The organism is Paraburkholderia sp. GAS33 (assembly GCF_050436645.1).
Lineage (GTDB): Bacteria > Pseudomonadota > Gammaproteobacteria > Burkholderiales > Burkholderiaceae > Paraburkholderia > Paraburkholderia phenazinium_B.
This window is the reverse complement of record NZ_JBNDMP010000003.1, coordinates 115,174-132,405: the sequence shown is the minus strand read 5'-3', so window position 1 is coordinate 132,405 and position 17,232 is coordinate 115,174. Positions and strand designations below refer to the sequence as shown.

At 61.5% G+C, this 17,232-nt stretch carries 15 protein-coding genes; 14 read left to right on the top strand and 1 reads right to left on the bottom strand.

Annotated elements, in window-relative coordinates; genetic code table 11:
• Nucleotides 1-93 precede the first annotated feature (93 nt).
• A complete protein-coding gene (locus P3T24_RS10805; protein WP_074266619.1) occupies nucleotides 94-1,077 on the bottom strand; it encodes a malate dehydrogenase in 984 nt (327 codons plus the stop codon).
• A 511-nt stretch (nucleotides 1,078-1,588) separates the two neighbouring features.
• Here P3T24_RS10805 and P3T24_RS10800 point away from each other — a divergent pair.
• The 14 genes from P3T24_RS10800 (at nucleotide 1,589) to P3T24_RS10735 (ending at nucleotide 17,230) form a co-directional block, all read left to right on the top strand.
• Nucleotides 1,589-2,392 (top strand): GntR family transcriptional regulator, encoded by an 804-nt coding sequence (locus P3T24_RS10800; protein ID WP_074266618.1) that lies wholly within the window; start codon nucleotides 1,589-1,591, stop codon nucleotides 2,390-2,392.
• Between the two features lie 193 nt (nucleotides 2,393-2,585).
• Nucleotides 2,586-3,002, top strand: a complete 417-nt coding sequence (sdhC, locus tag P3T24_RS10795) for a succinate dehydrogenase, cytochrome b556 subunit (RefSeq protein WP_074266617.1) — start codon at nucleotides 2,586-2,588, stop codon at nucleotides 3,000-3,002.
• Between the two features lie 4 nt (nucleotides 3,003-3,006).
• Nucleotides 3,007-3,375: a succinate dehydrogenase, hydrophobic membrane anchor protein gene (sdhD, locus tag P3T24_RS10790; protein WP_074266616.1), complete on the top strand. Its 369-nt coding sequence runs from the start codon at nucleotides 3,007-3,009 to the stop codon at nucleotides 3,373-3,375.
• 4 nt (nucleotides 3,376-3,379) lie between these two features.
• Nucleotides 3,380-5,155, top strand: a complete 1,776-nt coding sequence (gene sdhA / locus P3T24_RS10785; protein WP_074266615.1) for a succinate dehydrogenase flavoprotein subunit — start codon at nucleotides 3,380-3,382, stop codon at nucleotides 5,153-5,155.
• A gap of 24 nt (nucleotides 5,156-5,179) precedes the next feature.
• Nucleotides 5,180-5,884, top strand: coding sequence for a succinate dehydrogenase iron-sulfur subunit (locus P3T24_RS10780; RefSeq protein WP_074266614.1), 705 nt, complete (start codon nucleotides 5,180-5,182; stop codon nucleotides 5,882-5,884).
• Nucleotides 5,885-5,967: 83 nt separating this feature from the next.
• Complete coding sequence (locus P3T24_RS10775) at nucleotides 5,968-6,237, top strand: succinate dehydrogenase assembly factor 2 (protein WP_074266613.1); 270 nt, start codon at nucleotides 5,968-5,970, stop codon at nucleotides 6,235-6,237.
• 72 nt (nucleotides 6,238-6,309) lie between these two features.
• Nucleotides 6,310-7,611: a citrate synthase gene (gene gltA / locus P3T24_RS10770; protein ID WP_074266612.1), complete on the top strand. Its 1,302-nt coding sequence runs from the start codon at nucleotides 6,310-6,312 to the stop codon at nucleotides 7,609-7,611.
• 326 nt (nucleotides 7,612-7,937) lie between these two features.
• Nucleotides 7,938-9,347 carry a 3-isopropylmalate dehydratase large subunit gene (gene leuC / locus P3T24_RS10765; RefSeq protein ID WP_074266611.1) on the top strand — a complete coding sequence of 470 codons (1,410 nt, stop codon included), beginning with the start codon at nucleotides 7,938-7,940 and terminating at the stop codon, nucleotides 9,345-9,347.
• An 82-nt stretch (nucleotides 9,348-9,429) separates the two neighbouring features.
• The gene (gene leuD / locus P3T24_RS10760; RefSeq protein ID WP_074266610.1) at nucleotides 9,430-10,080 is read left to right on the top strand and encodes a 3-isopropylmalate dehydratase small subunit; all 651 of its coding nucleotides are present in this window, start codon (nucleotides 9,430-9,432) and stop codon (nucleotides 10,078-10,080) included.
• Between the two features lie 73 nt (nucleotides 10,081-10,153).
• Complete coding sequence (gene leuB, locus P3T24_RS10755) at nucleotides 10,154-11,221, top strand: 3-isopropylmalate dehydrogenase (RefSeq protein WP_074266609.1); 1,068 nt, start codon at nucleotides 10,154-10,156, stop codon at nucleotides 11,219-11,221.
• Between the two features lie 391 nt (nucleotides 11,222-11,612).
• The gene (gene asd / locus P3T24_RS10750) at nucleotides 11,613-12,734 is read left to right on the top strand and encodes an aspartate-semialdehyde dehydrogenase (protein WP_429405779.1); all 1,122 of its coding nucleotides are present in this window, start codon (nucleotides 11,613-11,615) and stop codon (nucleotides 12,732-12,734) included.
• Between the two features lie 139 nt (nucleotides 12,735-12,873).
• Entirely contained in the window at nucleotides 12,874-15,684 is a 2,811-nt protein-coding gene (locus tag P3T24_RS10745) for a FimV/HubP family polar landmark protein (protein WP_429434458.1), read from the top strand.
• A gap of 8 nt (nucleotides 15,685-15,692) precedes the next feature.
• Nucleotides 15,693-16,505: a tRNA pseudouridine(38-40) synthase TruA gene (truA, locus tag P3T24_RS10740; RefSeq protein WP_074269234.1), complete on the top strand. Its 813-nt coding sequence runs from the start codon at nucleotides 15,693-15,695 to the stop codon at nucleotides 16,503-16,505.
• On the top strand, nucleotides 16,502-17,230 hold the full coding sequence (locus P3T24_RS10735) for a phosphoribosylanthranilate isomerase (RefSeq protein WP_429434456.1): 729 nt from the start codon (nucleotides 16,502-16,504) through the stop codon (nucleotides 17,228-17,230). The genes truA and P3T24_RS10735 overlap by 4 nt, the downstream gene beginning before the upstream one ends.
• Nucleotides 17,231-17,232 lie beyond the last annotated feature (2 nt).

Genomic DNA, 17,232 nt, shown 5'->3' with positions numbered 1-17,232 from the left:
AAGCGGCGCAAAACGCGTTCGGATCAAATACGGACGTAAAAAACCGGAACCCGTCGGCAAGCAACAGAGTCCCGGCTGGTCTACATCAGGCGCTTAGCCGAGCAGGTGTTGAACGCCTTCGCGCTCTTCAAGCAGCTCGTTCAGCGTAGCGTCCATCTTTTCGCGCGAGAACGTGTCGATTGCCAAGCCTTCAACGCGCTTGTACTCGCCGTTTTCGCATGTTACCGGCACACCGTAAATGATGTCTTCCGGAATGCCGTACGAGCCGTCCGACGGGATACCCATGGTGACCCACTTGCCGTTCGTGCCGAGCACCCAGTCACGCACGTGGTCGATGGCGGCGTTAGCTGCCGACGCTGCCGAGGACAGGCCGCGCGCTTCGATGATCGCTGCGCCGCGCTTGCCGACGGTCGGGATGAACGTGTTGCGATTCCATTCGTCGTCGTTGATCAGCTTGGTCAGGTCCTGACCTTCTGCCGTTGCAACGCGGAAATCCGGGTACATCGTCGGCGAGTGGTTGCCCCACACAGCCAGTTTCTCGATCGAAGCCACCGGCTTGCCCGACTTGGCAGCCAGTTGCGACAGAGCGCGGTTGTGGTCCAGGCGCAGCATGGCGGTGAAGTTCTTCTTCGGCAGATCCGGTGCCGACTTCATCGCGATGTAAGCATTGGTGTTGGCCGGGTTGCCGACCACCAGCACCTTCACGTCGCGGCTGGCGACTTCGTTGAGCGCCTTGCCTTGCACCGTGAAGATCTCAGCATTCGCCGACAGCAGATCCTTACGTTCCATGCCTTTCGAACGCGGACGCGCGCCGACCAGCAGGGCAACGTCAGCGTCCTTGAACGCAACCTTGGGATCGTCGGTGATCACGACGCCCTGCAGCAGCGGGAATGCGCAATCATCCAGTTCCATCACGACGCCTTTGACGGCGCCTTGCGCTTGCGGCAGATCGAGCAGTTGCAGGACCACCGGTTGATCCTTGCCGAGCAGGTCGCCGTTGGCGATGCGGAATAGCAGGGAGTAAGCGATTTGACCTGCGGCGCCGGTGACGGCAACGCGCTTTGCGGGCTTAGCCATTGAGAATTCTCCAGGACGATGCGTTAGACGCTAGGGAAAACGCCATTCTATATGCGCGTTAGGCGAAGCGTTGTGAAACAGGGCGGAATTCACTGTTACGCGGGGCGCCTCAGGCCGAAAGCCCAGGCTGGAAGCGCGTTGCGGCAAGACCGCCATGCCGGAAACCTGTACAGCGGAGCGGGTGCTTGGGACACCGGTGGCCGCTGCATGGTGCCGGGCTCCTGCAAGGGTGTGTTTCCGAAGCGTCTGACGGGACAAAGACCGGCGAATCGAAAGCGGGACCGCGAGGGACAACAGCATGATGCAGAGCGGCTTTAGGTGCCGGGCGGCCTGCCAGGAGTACCTGTGGATACCCTGGAAAAAGCCGTTGAACAACCCTCGAACCCTTGCTCGCCAAGGAGTGTAGGAGTCGGCACACGCAAAGTCAACAGTATCTTATGTCTTATATAAGACATATCTGTTGCCGGGAAAGTAATAGACGGCAGACGGGCCTTTATGATGAAATGCGCGCATGAATTCGAACCCGGCGAGCACTCCGAATCCTAACGGCCCTGGGGGGCCGGGCGAGGGTGCGTCCGCTGCTGCTGCGCCCGCTACATCGCCCACTTTCAGCCCCTTGTATCAGCAGATCAAGGCGTTGATTACACACAGCCTCGAGTCGGGTGAGTGGAAGCCGGGTGAGATCATTCCCAGTGAAGTTGAACTGGCTGCCCGCTTTAAGGTGAGTCAGGGGACGGTGCGCAAGGCGATCGACGAACTGGCGGCGGATAACCTGCTGGTGCGCCGTCAGGGCAAGGGCACTTTTGTTGCAACGCACAATGAGGATCGCGCCCAGTTTCGCTTCCTCAGGTTACTGGCCGATGACGGCGCCGAACACCCTCATGTTAGCCGCCTGCTCGAATGCCGCCGCCTGCGCGCGTCGGCCGATATCGCTCGCCAGCTCGATCTCAAACCGGCCGACCCAGTGGTGCTTATAAAGCGCCTTTTGCAGTTTGATGGTGAAATTACGGTTCTCGACGAAATCTGGTTGCCCGGTGTCGTGTTCCGTGGACTCACTCTCGAGCGGCTCTCCGAGTACAAGGGTCCGCTCTACGCGATGTTTGAGACGGAGTTCGGAACCCGTATGATCCGGGCGTCCGAGAAGATTCGGGCGGTGGCGGCCGACCCCACGGTCGCCGACCTGCTGAAGGTGCCGCCCGGATTTCCGTTGCTGTCGGTGGATCGCGTGTCCTATACCTATGGGGACCGCCCTGTCGAAGTGCGGCGCGGATGGTATGTCACAACTGGGTACTACTATCAGAACGATCTCAGCTAAAACCGGGCTGTCGGAGACCCGGAAGTTCGAGCTGGATCGATGTGTTTAAGGGTGATGGGCATAACGCGCGGAACCCGCTTGAGAACGCCATTCTCGCGTGCGCAGGAAAGGACCGTTGGGGTTTTTCGCTGCAGCGCGATATGAAAAGGCGCTAAAATTCAGGATTAGTGTTACTACATAGTAGGGGTCTAGCATGGCTGAAGCCGTAAAAAAACCGAGGCCGGAGTTCCGGAACATCGGTATCGGGCAGATATTGACGGCGTATCGCCTCCCACTAGCGGGGCGTGTGTCGATTCTCCATCGCGTCAGCGGTGGGCTGCTGTTTGTTTTTCTTCCGTTCCTGCTTTACCTCTTCGATCAAAGCCTTACCTCAGAGCTCAGCTTTGACGTCTTCAAGGGCTTCCTCTCCAACATCATCGTCAAGCTCATCACGCTGGTTCTCGCGTGGGCCTTCCTGTTTCACTTCTGCGCTGGCGTGCGCCACCTGTTCATGGACACGAGCCACAGCCTCACGACGAAAGAGAAGGGCAAGCAAACCTCCATCATCGTGCTGGTCGTTTCGTCGCTTCTGACAATTGCATTCGCGCTCAAACTCTTCGGAGCATTCTAAAAAAATGTCAGCTAATAACCGAATCGGTCCGAAGCGTCTCGTCGTCGGCGCGCACTACGGTCTGCGCGACTGGCTCGCACAGCGTATCACCGCGACGATCATGGCGGTCTACACGATCATCCTGCTCGCGTGGTTCTTCGGCGCACAAGACTTTTCGTATGACGGCTGGGCGTCGATCTTCGCGACGCAATGGATGAAGCTCGCCACCTTCGTGACGCTGCTGTCCCTGTTCTACCACGCGTGGGTAGGTATTCGCGACATCTGGATGGACTACATCAAGCCCGTCGGTGTGCGTCTCCTCCTTCAGGCCCTGACGATCGTCTGGCTGCTGGCGTGTGCCGGCTACGCTGCGCAGATTCTCTGGAGAGTATAAAAGAATGGCTGCAATCAAGAATTCTCTGCCGCGTCGCAAGTTTGACGTGGTTATCGTCGGCGCAGGCGGCTCGGGGATGCGCGCTTCGCTGCAACTCGCACGCGCCGGCCTGTCGGTCTGCGTGCTGTCCAAGGTGTTCCCGACGCGTTCGCACACCGTGGCTGCTCAAGGCGGCATCGGCGCATCGCTCGGCAACATGAGCGAAGACAACTGGCATTACCACTTCTACGACACGATCAAGGGTTCCGACTGGCTCGGCGACCAGGACGCGATCGAGTTCATGTGCCGCGAAGCACCGAACGCAGTCTACGAACTGGAACACATGGGCATGCCGTTTGACCGCAATGCGGACGGCACGATCTATCAGCGTCCGTTCGGCGGCCACACGGCCAACTACGGCGAAAAGCCGGTGCAACGCGCATGCGCGGCTGCTGACCGTACGGGTCACGCGCTGCTGCACACGCTTTATCAGCAGAACGTAGCAGCGAAGACGCAGTTCTTCGTCGAATGGATGGCGCTGGACCTGATCCGCGACGCCGAAGGCGACGTGCTCGGCGTGACGGCGCTGGAAATGGAAACGGGCGACGTCTACATCCTCGAAGGCAAGACCACGCTGTTCGCTACGGGCGGTGCAGGGCGGATCTTCGCGGCATCCACGAACGCGTTCATCAACACCGGTGACGGCCTGGGTATGGCCGCGCGTTCGGGCATCGCACTGCAAGACATGGAATTCTGGCAATTCCACCCCACTGGCGTGGCGGGTGCGGGCGTGCTGATCACCGAAGGCGTGCGTGGCGAAGGCGGCATTCTGCGCAACTCGAACGGCGAGCGTTTCATGGAACGCTACGCGCCGACGCTGAAGGATCTGGCGCCGCGTGACTTCGTTTCGCGTTCGATGGACCAGGAAATCAAGGAAGGTCGCGGCGTAGGTCCGAACAAGGATCACGTGCTGCTTGACCTGTCGCACATCGGCGCTGAGACGATCCTGAAGCGTCTGCCGTCGATCCGCGAAATCGCGCTGAAGTTCGCGAACGTCGATTGCATTAAAGAGCCTATCCCGGTTGTGCCGACCATCCACTATCAGATGGGTGGCATTCCTACGAATATTCACGGCCAGGTCGTGGGTACGTCGAAGGGTCACGAAGAGCCGGTCAACGGCTTCTACGCAGTGGGCGAATGCTCGTGCGTGTCGGTCCACGGCGCGAACCGCCTGGGCACGAACTCGCTGCTCGACCTGGTGGTGTTCGGCCGCGCGGCCGGCAACCACATCGTCAAGCACGTGCGGGAAATCAAGGAACATAAGCCGTTGCCGGCTGACGCCGCTGATTTCGCGCTCTCGCGTCTCGACAAGCTCGACAAGTCCTCGTCGGGCGAATACACGCAGAACGTGGCCAACGACATCCGCGCCACGATGCAGGCACACGCCGGCGTGTTCCGTACCTCGAAGCTGCTTTCCGAAGGCGTGGAGCGTATCCGCGAAGTGGCCGAGCGCGTCGACAACGTGCATCTGAAGGACAAGTCGAAGGTGTTCAACACGGCCCGCGTTGAAGCGCTGGAACTGGCGAACCTGATCGAAGTGGCACGCGCCACGATGGTGTCGGCAGAAGCGCGCAAGGAAAGCCGTGGTGCGCACGCACAGGACGACTTCGAACATCGCGACGACGAAAACTGGCTGCGCCATACGCTATGGTTCAGCGAAGGCGATCGCCTCGACTACAAGCCGGTTCACATGCAACCGCTGACCGTCGAATCGGTGCCGCCGAAAGCGCGTACCTTCTAAGGCACAAGTCAAAGGAATTCAGAAATGGCCAAGCGTACATTTGAAATCTACCGCTACGATCCGGACAAGGACGCAGCTCCGCGCATGCAATCGTATGAGATCGAAATCGACTCGCACGAACGCATGCTGCTCGACGCGCTGCTCAAGCTGAAAGCAGTGGATGAAACGCTGTCGTTCCGTCGCTCGTGCCGCGAAGGCGTGTGCGGTTCGGACGCAATGAACATCAACGGCAAGAACGGTCTGGCGTGCCTGACCAACATGAACGATCTGCCGCAGAAGATCGTGCTGCGTCCGCTGCCGGGTCTGCCCGTCGTGCGCGACCTGATCTGCGACTTCACGCAGTTCTTCAACCAGTATCACTCGATCAAGCCGTACCTGATCAACGATACGCCGCCGCCCGAAAAGGAACGTCTGCAGTCGCCGGAAGAACGCGAAGAACTGGACGGCCTGTACGAGTGCATTCTGTGCGCAAGCTGCTCCACGTCGTGCCCGAGCTTCTGGTGGAACCCGGACAAGTTCGTCGGTCCGGCTGGTTTGCTGCAAGCTTATCGTTTCATCGCGGATAGCCGCGACCAGGCGACCGGCGAGCGTCTCGACAATCTGGAAGACCCGTACCGTCTGTTCCGTTGCCATACGATCATGAATTGCGTCGATGTGTGTCCGAAGGGACTGAACCCGACGAAGGCGATTGGCAAGATCAAGGAATTGATGGTTCGCCGTGCAGTCTAATGAAACAACCCCCACGCTCCCTTTCGTTCGCTGCCCCCCAAGGGGGCGGTCAGTACGCTTGGGGCGGCCCGGCGCGTACTGACATGCAAGAATCGCATCAAGCTGACCCGCTTCGGCGGGCGCGCCTTCGCTGGCGCGCCCGCCGCGGCCTGCTGGAAAACGATCTGATTTTCGAGCGTTTTTTCAGCAAATACGAGCATGACCTCAGCGACGCCGACGTGGGCGCACTTACGCGCCTGCTAGAGCTGAGCGATAACGACCTGATGGACTTGCTCCTCGCGCGCAAGGAACCAGAAGGCGACCTTGCAGAGCCGGATGTGATCCGGTTGCTGGAGCTGCTGCGCACTGCTTGAGTAAAGCCAGTCCGTTGTTCCACGCGTGCAATTATCGAAACCCTGTTTCCATACTTCGATTGAGGATGTGCCATGACCCCGTCAGATGTTAAAGCCACGCTATCGTTCAGCGACAACTCGCCGAGCGTTGAAATGCCGATCTACAAGGGCACGATGGGCCCGGACGTGATCGACATCCGCAAACTGTACGGCCAGACCGGCAAGTTCACGTACGACCCGGGCTTTATGTCGACGGCGGCGTGTAATTCGGCCATCACCTACATCGACGGCGACAAGGGTGAGCTGTTGTACCGCGGCTACCCGATCGACAACCTCGCACAGAATGCCGACTTCCTCGAAACGTGCTTTCTGCTGCTGAAGGGCGAACTGCCGAACGCAGCTGAGAAAGAAGAGTTCGTCGAGACCGTCACGAAGCACACGATGGTGCACGAGCAGATGCACTTCTTCTTCCGTGGCTTCCGTCGCGACGCGCACCCGATGGCGATTCTGGTGGCCGCAGTCGGCGCGCTGTCGGCGTTCTATCACGACTCGCTGGACATCAATAACCCGCGTCACCGTGACGTGTCGGCGATTCGCATGATCGCGAAGCTGCCGACGCTGGTGGCGATGGCGTACAAGTACAGCATCGGCCAGCCGTTTGCGTACCCGAAGAACGAACTGTCGTACAGCGCGAACTTCATGCACATGATGTTCTCGAACCCGTGCGAAGAGTACAAGGTCAACGACGTGCTGGTGCGCGCGCTGGACCGTATCCTGATCCTGCATGCGGATCACGAACAGAATGCGTCCACGTCGACGGTGCGTCTGGCCGGCTCGTCGGGTGCGAATCCGTTTGCGTGTATCGCAGCCGGTATCGCCTGCCTGTGGGGTCCGGCACACGGTGGCGCGAACGAAGCCGCGCTGAACATGCTGGAAGAGATCGGCTCGGTCGACAACATTCCTGAGTTCATCAAGCAGGTGAAGGACAAGAACTCCGGCGTGAAGCTGATGGGCTTCGGTCACCGCGTGTACAAGAACTACGACCCGCGTGCCAAGCTGATGCGCGAAACCTGCCACGAAGTGCTGGAAGAACTGGGCCTGCACGACGACCCGTTGTTCAAGCTGGCCATGGCGCTGGAAAAGATCGCACTGGAAGACGAATACTTCGTGTCGCGCAAGCTGTACCCGAACGTCGACTTCTACTCGGGCATCGTGCAGCGCGCGCTGGGCATCCCGACGTCGATGTTCACGTGTATCTTTGCGATGGCACGTACGGTGGGCTGGATTGCGCAGTGGAACGAAATGATTGCCGATCCGGAACAGAAGATCGGCCGTCCGCGTCAGTTGTTCGTTGGCGATACGCCGCGTGAAGCGAAGGCTATTTCGGACCGGTAAGCAGGTGTAGATTGTCGCGTAGTGTAGTTAGCGGTTAAGCGATTCAGACTGCTGTGTACTACGCGTGATGCTGCGCTGCGGTTAAGGAAACGCCCCAACGGGTTAAACGTTGGGGCGTTTTGCTTTTGGGGTTGATGGCGGGTCAGATCAGGCGTGACTTTGTGCGCCGCACCTTGCCGGGTGCCATCGATACAGGTATCGCCACTACCACCCAACTCCCTGTTTTTTCTGGGTTTTTCCGTTAAACGGTGCGCAAAATCGCGGATCAGCGTGGCATAATCAATCGCACACACAGCTTGCCCGCAGTCATCACTACCCCGCATACCATGGCACAGACTCTCTACGACAAATTGTGGAACACACATGTGATCCACACGGAAGAAGACGGTACGACGATTCTTTACATCGACCGTCACCTGCTGCACGAAGTCACCAGCCCGCAGGCGTTTGAAGGCCTGAAGCTGGCTGAGCGTCCCGTGTGGCGGATCAGCGCGAATCTGGCCGTGTCCGACCACAACGTGCCCACTACGGACCGCAGTCATGGCATCGCCGATCCGGTGTCGAAGCTGCAAGTCGACACGCTCGATACGAATTGCGATTCCTACGGCATCACGCAGTTCAAGATGAACGACCTGCGTCAGGGCATCGTGCACATCATCGGGCCGGAGCAGGGCGCTACGCTGCCGGGCATGACGATCGTCTGCGGCGACTCGCATACGTCCACGCACGGCGCGTTCGGCGCGCTCGCGCACGGTATCGGCACGTCGGAAGTCGAGCACGTGCTGGCTACGCAAACGCTCTTGCAGAAGAAGAGCAAGAACATGCTGGTGAAGGTCGAAGGGCAATTGCCGCGCGGTTGTACCGCGAAGGACATCGTGCTCGCCATCATCGGCAAGATCGGTACGGCAGGCGGCACGGGCTATGCCATCGAGTTCGGCGGCTCGACAATCCGCGCGCTCAGCATGGAAGGCCGCATGACCGTCTGCAACATGGCGATCGAAGGCGGCGCGCGGGCTGGCATGGTCGCCGTTGACGACACGACAATCGAATATCTGAAGGGTCGTCCGTTCTCGCCGGAAGGCGTCGAGTGGGATCACGCAGTCGAATACTGGAAGCAGTTCAAATCGGATGACGGTGCGAAGTTCGACCGCGTCGTCGAACTGAATGCTGCGGAAATCGTGCCGCAGGTTACATGGGGTACGTCGCCGGAGATGGTGACTGCAATCGATGGCCGCGTGCCGGATCCGGAACGCGAGAAAGATCCGGTCAAGCGCGACGCTATGGAACGTGCGCTGAAGTACATGGCGCTCGAACCGAACCTGCCGATCGAATCGATCAAGCCGGACAAGATTTTTATCGGCTCGTGCACCAACGCGCGTATCGAAGACTTGCGCGCCGCAGCGTATGTCGTGCGCAAGCTGGGCCGCCGCGTCGCGCCGAACATCCGTCTGGCGATGGTCGTGCCGGGCTCAGGTCTGGTGAAGGCGCAGGCCGAGCGTGAAGGGCTGGATAAGGTCTTTACCAACGCCGGTTTCGAATGGCGCGAGCCTGGCTGCTCGATGTGCCTTGCAATGAACGCGGATCGGCTGGATCCGGGCGAGCGTTGTGCGTCCACGTCTAACCGCAACTTCGAAGGCCGTCAGGGCGCGGGTGGACGTACCCACCTCGTGAGCCCGGCGATGGCTGCTGCTGCTGCCATCGAAGGTCACTTCGTCGATATTCGCAAGCTCGGCTAAGCCGCTGCGATTCTGTTTCGATTCCACCGGCGGCGCGCCCAGTGTCGCAGCCGCCGGTCTTTACTCTGGTGGGTGATGGGCCATGGATAAATTCATCGTACATACCGGCGTCGTGGCGCCGTTGGATCGCGAAAACGTCGACACGGACGCGATCATTCCGAAGCAGTTCCTGAAGTCGATCAAGCGCACGGGTTTCGGTCCGAATGCGTTCGACGAATGGCGTTACCTCGACCACGGCGAGCCGGGTCAGGACAATTCGAAGCGTCCGTTGAATCCCGATTTCGTGCTGAACCAGCCGCGTTATCAAGGCGCGTCGATCCTGCTGGCGCGCAAGAATTTCGGCTGCGGCAGCTCGCGTGAACACGCACCGTGGGCGCTGCAGCAGTACGGCTTCCGCGCGATCATCGCGCCGAGCTTCGCAGACATCTTCTACAACAACTGCTTCAAGAACGGTCTGCTGCCGATCGTGCTCACAGAGCAACAGGTCGATCATCTGTTCAACGAAACGTACGCGTTCAACGGTTTCGAGCTGACCATCGATCTCGAAGCGCAGACCGTGCGCATTGGCGACGGCACCGAGTATCCGTTCGAAGTTGCCGGCTTCCGTAAGTACTGCCTGCTGAATGGTTTCGACGATATCGGCCTGACGCTACGTCACGCTGACAAGATTCGTCAGTTCGAAGCAGAGCGTCTGACGAAGCAGCCGTGGCTGGGCCACCGTATCGTCGGTTAAGTGCACGCCTGAGTTTGAGGCGTTAGCGCTTTTGCGTGCCCAGGTTTAAAAGAAAACAATCAAGGAAATTCGCATGAAGATCGCAGTGTTGCCCGGCGACGGCATCGGTCCGGAAATCGTCAAGGAAGCCGTCAAGGTACTGAATGTGCTCGGCGAGAAATTCGAGCTTGAAGAAGCGCCCGTTGGTGGCGCAGGTTACGAAGCCAAGGGCCACCCGCTGCCCGATTCGACGCTCGCGCTCGCGAAGGAAGCCGATGCGATCCTGTTCGGCGCCGTCGGCGACTGGAAGTACGACAAGCTCGAACGCGCGCTGCGTCCCGAGCAGGCCATTCTGGGTCTGCGCAAGCATCTGCAACTGTTCGCGAACTTCCGTCCGGCGATCTGCTATCCGCAATTGACGGGTGCGTCGTCGCTGAAGGAAGAGATCGTTTCGGGCCTCGACATCCTGATCGTGCGCGAACTGAATGGCGATATTTACTTCGGCGCACCGCGCGGTCTGCGTGACGCACCGGACGGCCCGTTCGCCGGCGCGAAGGAAGGTTTCGACACGATGCGGTATTCGGAGCCGGAAGTACGTCGCATCGCGCACGTTGCTTTCCAGGCAGCGCAAAAGCGTGGCAAGAAGCTGACTTCGGTCGACAAGGCCAACGTGCTCGAAACGTCGCAATTCTGGAAGGACATCATGATCGATGTCTCGAAGGAATACGCGGACGTCGAGCTGTCGCACATGTACGTCGACAACGCGGCCATGCAACTGGTGAAGGCGCCGAAGTCGTTCGACGTAATCGTCACCGGCAACATGTTTGGCGACATCCTTTCCGATGAAGCCGCTATGTTGACGGGTTCGATCGGCATGCTGCCGTCGGCGTCGCTCGACAAGAACAATAAGGGCTTGTACGAGCCGTCGCATGGGTCGGCGCCGGATATCGCCGGCAAGGGCGTGGCGAATCCGCTGGCCACGATCCTGTCCGCCGCGATGATGCTGCGTTATTCGCTGAACAAGGCCGAACAGGCCGATCGCATCGAAGCCGCCGTGAAGAAGGTGCTGGAGCAAGGCTTCCGTACTGGCGACATCCTCACGCCGGGTTGCAAGCAGGTCGGTACTGCGGCGATGGGCGATGCTGTCGTCGCCGCACTTTAAGGCTGTTGTTGGCGTTGTGTTTTACCCGGGCCGCGAACGTTTCGTGGCCCGTAAAGACGTAGGGACGATGTCGTAAGTTCGAGACGCGCCCACGCGCGAATGGCCCGAAATCCGGCCCATTCGCGCGCAAAAGCGGCGAATCAGGCCGCCCAAATCCGGTTTTCGTGTAGACTGTAGAAATGGCTAGCGCTCTCCAAATCACCTCGATTTCTAACCACCACGGCAAAACGGCCCGTGTGGTTGAGCTCGCCGTTAGCGTCAAAACGCTGATTAAAGCAATTACCCCGAAAACGATCACGATTCGCTGATCGTCCGTCGTGCCCGCCCATCTTCCCCGCGCGGTCACTGCGGGCAAAGATGCGGGGAAGCCTCCACTCGAAGGGTAAGTGTCATGAACGTAGGTCTCGTAGGTTGGCGCGGCATGGTCGGCAGCGTCCTGATGCAGCGTATGCAGCAGGAAGGCGATTTCGATCTGATCGAACCGGTGTTTTTCAGCACCAGCAACGCGGGCGGCAACGCGCCGTCGTTCGCTAAAAACGAGACCAAGCTCAAAGATGCCTCGAGCATCGACGACCTGAAGAAGTGCGACGCCATCATCTCCTGCCAGGGCGGCGACTACACCAATGACGTGTTCCCGAAGCTGCGCGCAGCGGGCTGGAACGGCTACTGGATCGACGCGGCTTCGTCGCTGCGTATGAAGGACGATGCGGTCATCATTCTCGATCCGGTCAACCTCGACGTGATCAAGAACGCGCTGGTGAAGGGTCAGAAGAATTTTATCGGCGGCAACTGCACGGTTAGCCTGATGCTGATGGCGCTGGGTGGCCTGTTCCGCGAAAACCTCGTCGACTGGATGACGGCCATGACGTATCAGGCTGCATCGGGCGCGGGCGCGCAGAACATGCGTGAATTGCTGCAACAGATGGGCACGCTGTATGGCTCGGCCAAGGAAGATCTGGCGGATCCGTCGTCGGCGATCCTGGATATCGACCGCCGCGTACTCGCCGCGATGAACAGCGACCGCATGCCGACCGAGCATTTCGGCGTGCCGCTCGCCGGTTCGCTGATTCCGTGGATCGACAAGGACCTCGGCAATGGCATGTCCAAGGAAGAGTGGAAGGGCGGCGCAGAAACCAACAAGATCCTCGGCAAGCCGGCCATGGGCACGCCCGGTTCGATCCCGGTGGACGGATTGTGCGTGCGTATCGGCGCCATGCGCTGCCACTCGCAGGCTTTGACGATCAAGCTGAAGAAAGACGTGCCGCTCGACGAGGTGAGCAGCATCCTCGCCTCGGCCAATGACTGGGTCAAGGTTGTGCCGAACGAGCGCGAAGCGTCGATCCGCGATCTGTCACCGGCGGTGGTCACGGGCACGCTGACGGTGCCGGTGGGACGTCTGCGCAAGCTGGCGATGGGCGGCGAATATCTGTCGGCTTTCACGGTTGGCGACCAGCTCTTGTGGGGCGCCGCAGAGCCGCTGCGCAGGATGCTGCGCATTCTGCTCGACAAGTAAAGTAAACTACGCGGCTACGACGCGTAAAAACTCAAAAAGCGTCGCGCTCGCGCGGCGCTTTTTTCATTGGTGTGCTCCCAAAATCTTGTCTCAATCCAACCGCAAACAAGGGCTGAGCGCTGACGCGCCCGTGGTCCAGATGACCGTCCGACACGCTTACCGTCGCGCTATCGCGCGCAGCAGTGTGTGCCGGTTCGCCGCCGCGGCTAGCCTGGCCTTCGTGCTGGGCGGCCTGGGTGGGGGTGCAACCGGCGCTCAGGCAGCGACTGTCGACGCGGCCAGCGCGCCAGCCGGTGCTTCCGCGCCGCTCGCCGCCGGCAGCCAGTATTCGATTCATCCGGGGCAATCGCTGAATGATGTAGCGATCGCGGCCACGCAGTCGCACGACCGCGCGACGCTGGCGCGCGCCTCGAAGGCCTTGTTCGACGCAAACCCGAACGCGTTTATGTCGCACGACCCGAGCCGGCTGCGACTGGGGTCAGTGCTGACGATTCCGGCGCTGGATGCGACGGGCGCGGCGATCGTGGCTTCGGATGCTGCGGGGGCCTCGGCACCGTTGGGGGCGGCAGCAAGTTCGGCTGTAGCGGCGAGTGCGTCGTCGGCGGCGGCTTCACCCGCTACGGCGGCCACGGCAACTGCGGCAAGTACTGCGGTCAGCGCTGCGTCGCAGCCTGCCAGTGGGCAGGCGAATGCCGCGAGTGCTGCCATGCAGGCTGCTCCGGCCGTCTCTGGGCCGGCGAGTGCGGCGGTTCAGGCGAGTTCGGCCCCCGGTGCTGGCGCTGGCGTTAGCGCGCCGTTGGCCGGCAGTGGGGCCGCTATGGCCGCGTCCGGTGCGGTGTCTGGCGCGGCTTCGGCGCCTGCCGGCGTTTCGTCGACAGCCGTCGCGCCGTCTGCCTCGCAGGCGGTTGGTGCGCATGTCTGGACGGGCTCGATCCAGCCGGCGACCGGGGCATCGGTCGCCCCCGCGGCGTCTGCGTCTGCGACGCTGCCGGTTACGCCTTCCTCCGCTCCGCAGGCCTTGCAGGCTCCGACGCAGGTTTCCAGTCTGCAACAGTTGCTCGCGCTGAAGAGCCGGGTGCTGTTGGAATTGCAAAAGCATGGCATCGGCGGCAAGCCGGCGCAGCCTGCTTCGGCGAGCGGTCCTGCGACGGTTGAGAGCAGTCCGGCGGTCGTTGCCAGCGGGACTCATGTGCAGAGCACGGGTGCTGTGGCGAGTTCGCACACTCAGAGTGGCGGCTTCGACCTGTCCCCGGTGAACCTCGGCTTTGCCGCTGCAATCGGCGCAGCGGCGGTCGCCTTGCTGGCTGCACTAGGGATGCGTCGGCGTAAGAGTCGCGTGACGTCGGGGGAGGTTGCTGGGGCGTCTGAAACTGAACCCGTGGCGGGGCCGGAGACTGTGCTGGCGCGGGATAACTTCGCGCCGCATGATGAGATTGGTACGTCTGACTCAGTGGTTGCCGGCGGGTACGCGGCGCGCGAAGCCGCAGCTGGCGAGGCTGCGGCACACGAAGAAGCGGCTACCCGTGAAGCGGCGGAGCGGGAGGCAGCCGCCCAGCAGGCCGTAGAGCGCGAGGCAGCAGCCCGTGAGGCTGCGGCACACGAGGAAGCGGCTGCACGTGAAGCCGCGGAGCGTGAGGCGGCAGCCCAACAGGCTGCAGAGCGCGAAGCAGCGGCTCGCGAGGCTGCTGCGCACGAAGAAGCAACTGCACGTGAATTGGCGGATCGGGAGGCAACGGCCCGGCAGATCGCAGAGCACGAGGCAGCGGCTCATGACGCGGCATCTCATGAAGAAGCGGCCTCGCATGAAGTGGAAGAGCACGAGGCCGCAGTACGGAAGTCAGCAGAGAGCGAAACAGCGACGTACGAACCGGCCGAGCACACTTCTGCACCGTCCTCCTTCGAAGACACCACCGCCTCGGCCGATCACGCTCCGGTCATAGAACCCGGGACTGACGTATTGCGTCCAGACCAGTTCCACCCAGCGATCGAGCATCCGACCCACCCTGCGCCGGCCGGCCCGAATCAATGGACGGAGCCCGCGGAGCATCCCTCTGAAGAAAGTGCCGCCGAAGAGCCGCCGCTTGAACGCAACGAACCGCCGCATCCGCAGATGGATTTCGGTGCACCGGCGCCGCTTGGCGAGCCGCAAACGGGGTCGCCATTCGGCCAACATCCCGCCGAGCCGTCGCTCTATCACACAGGAGCCCCGCAGCCGCTCCCCTCGCCGCCGCAACTTGAGCCGGAGTGGGGCGAGCCGCTGACACCCCAGGTATCCGAATCGGTGCCGCACGGAGAATCGCTGTCGCCGGAGGCATTCCCTCCATCGACGCACGAACAGCCCTCCGCGCCCGAAACATTCGAACAGGCACCGCACGAAGCAGCGCCGACCGATCAGCAACCGGACGCGCCACACGTCGAGCAAAACGCATCCCCGGCTGAGCCGGCCGCCGCAAGCAGCTTCCCCCGCGATGCAGTCGACGCCTTCGGCAGCCTCGACATGGCGTTGCCGCCGCGCACCGAGCCGGTATCGCCAGCCACGCCGGTAACGCCGCCGGCTTCGCTGTCGACGCAGCCGATGGTCGAGCCCGAGATCACCGCGCAGCATGCCTTCATGCACGGTTCCGCGGGCTCACTCCCTGCCGCCGAAGAAATCGCTGCTGGCACGGCAGGCCCAGCGGCCGTCGCCGGGCTAGGCGCTGCCGGCTTCGGCGCGCTGAATCTGGACTTCGATCTGGAGTTGCCGCCGAGTCCCGCGCAACCACTGCCATCGTTCACGCCGCATGACCTGGTCCGGATTGCTCGCAACAAGCTCGATCTGGCTTCCGAGTACATCGAACTGGGCGATCTGGCCGGCGCGCGAGCGCTGATCCAGGAAGTGATTGATACGAACGACGCTGCCACGCGCAGCGAAGCGCGGGCGTTGCTGTCGACGCTGCGGCCTCTGTCGTAATGCCCGCCGTGACACGGATTGCGCTAGGAATCCAGTACGACGGCTCGGCATTTTGCGGCTGGCAGTCGCAGCCGCACGGCAAGACGGTCCAGGATGCGCTCGAAAGAGCGCTCCGCGAATTTGCGCAGACGCCCCTGCAGACCGTGGTGGCCGGCCGTACCGATACCGGCGTGCACGGCCTCGGACAGGTCGTGCATTTCGACACCGAACTGGATCGTACGGATTTCTCGTGGGTGCGCGGCACCAATGCGTTTCTGCCCAAAACGGTCGCGGTTCAGTGGGCGAAGCCGATGCCGGAGACGTTCCACGCGCGCTTTTCGGCGTTCGAGCGGACCTATTACTACGCGCTGTACGTCCACCCGGTCCGCTCGCCGATGCTGGCCGAACGCGCCGGCTGGGTGCACACGCCGCTCGACGTCGAGGCGATGCGCGCCGCCGCCGCTTATCTGATCGGCGAGAACGATTTTTCGGCGTTCCGTTCATCGGAATGCCAGGCGAAAACACCAGTCAAGCATCTGTACCAGATCGACGTGCGGCAGCAGGGCGACTTCATCCACTTCCGCTTCCGCGCCAACGCCTTCCTGCACCACATGGTGCGCAATCTGATGGGCTGTCTCGTGGCAGTCGGACGTGGGCGCTATCCTGCGGCGTGGATGGCCGATGTGCTGGCGAGCCGCGATCGCAATCAGGCCGCCCCTACTTTCATGCCTGACGGCCTATATCTCGCGCAAGTGGGCTATCCTCAGGAATTCGCGGTGCCCGCTGCGCAGGCGGCCAGTGTGCCGTGGAGTACCGTTTGGACCGAATCAGCGCAATCATGAATTCAACCACCTTGAACCAGCCGGCCGCGGCCGGCGCACCCCAGCAGCAGGGCGCGACGCAAGCCGCGGCGCCCCATCGGACCCGCATCAAGCTGTGCGGGTTGTCGAAGCCCGAGGACGTGGCCCACGCCATCGACCTCGGCGCGGATGCTATCGGCCTCAATTTCTATCCGCCCAGTTCGCGCTCGATTAACGTAGCGCAGGCGCTCGAACTGGTGCGGGACGTGCCGCCGTTCGTGTCGGTGGTAGGGCTGTTCGTGAACGCGTCGCCCGAGTGGATGCGCGAGGTGGTGAGCAACGTTCCGCTCACCCTGCTACAGTTCCACGGCGACGAGACGCCTCAGCAATGCGAGGCGCTCGCCAGCGTTGCGGGTTTGCCTTGGTTGCGCGCTTTGCGGGTTGAGGCCGATACTCAGCAAGCCGATTTGGTAAAATCGGCACTTAACTATGCAGCTGCCAGCGCTCTTCTGTTCGACACCCATGTCGAAGGCTATGGCGGCGGCGGGAAGGTTTTCGATTGGTCACTTATTCCAGCAGAGCTCGCGCGTCGGGCCGTTTTGAGTGGTGGGTTGAACGCGCAAAACGTCAGTGATGCGATTCATCGCGTGCGCCCGTACGCGGTCGATGTCTCGAGCGGCATCGAAGTAGCGGGCGCCAAGGGCGTAAAAGATCACGCCCGGATGGCGGCGTTCGTGCGCGCAGTGCGCGCGGCGGACGCAGAGTGATT

Coding starts and splice junctions, on each gene's coding strand:
- P3T24_RS10805 (WP_074266619.1), bottom strand. CDS start 1,077: ATGGCTAAGCCCGCAAAGCGCGTTGCCGTCACCGGCGCCGCAGGTCAA.
- P3T24_RS10800 (WP_074266618.1), top strand. CDS start 1,589: ATGAATTCGAACCCGGCGAGCACTCCGAATCCTAACGGCCCTGGGGGG.
- sdhC (WP_074266617.1), top strand. CDS start 2,586: ATGGCTGAAGCCGTAAAAAAACCGAGGCCGGAGTTCCGGAACATCGGT.
- sdhD (WP_074266616.1), top strand. CDS start 3,007: ATGTCAGCTAATAACCGAATCGGTCCGAAGCGTCTCGTCGTCGGCGCG.
- sdhA (WP_074266615.1), top strand. CDS start 3,380: ATGGCTGCAATCAAGAATTCTCTGCCGCGTCGCAAGTTTGACGTGGTT.
- P3T24_RS10780 (WP_074266614.1), top strand. CDS start 5,180: ATGGCCAAGCGTACATTTGAAATCTACCGCTACGATCCGGACAAGGAC.
- P3T24_RS10775 (WP_074266613.1), top strand. CDS start 5,968: ATGCAAGAATCGCATCAAGCTGACCCGCTTCGGCGGGCGCGCCTTCGC.
- gltA (WP_074266612.1), top strand. CDS start 6,310: ATGACCCCGTCAGATGTTAAAGCCACGCTATCGTTCAGCGACAACTCG.
- leuC (WP_074266611.1), top strand. CDS start 7,938: ATGGCACAGACTCTCTACGACAAATTGTGGAACACACATGTGATCCAC.
- leuD (WP_074266610.1), top strand. CDS start 9,430: ATGGATAAATTCATCGTACATACCGGCGTCGTGGCGCCGTTGGATCGC.
- leuB (WP_074266609.1), top strand. CDS start 10,154: ATGAAGATCGCAGTGTTGCCCGGCGACGGCATCGGTCCGGAAATCGTC.
- asd (WP_429405779.1), top strand. CDS start 11,613: ATGAACGTAGGTCTCGTAGGTTGGCGCGGCATGGTCGGCAGCGTCCTG.
- P3T24_RS10745 (WP_429434458.1), top strand. CDS start 12,874: ATGACCGTCCGACACGCTTACCGTCGCGCTATCGCGCGCAGCAGTGTG.
- P3T24_RS10735 (WP_429434456.1), top strand. CDS start 16,502: ATGAATTCAACCACCTTGAACCAGCCGGCCGCGGCCGGCGCACCCCAG.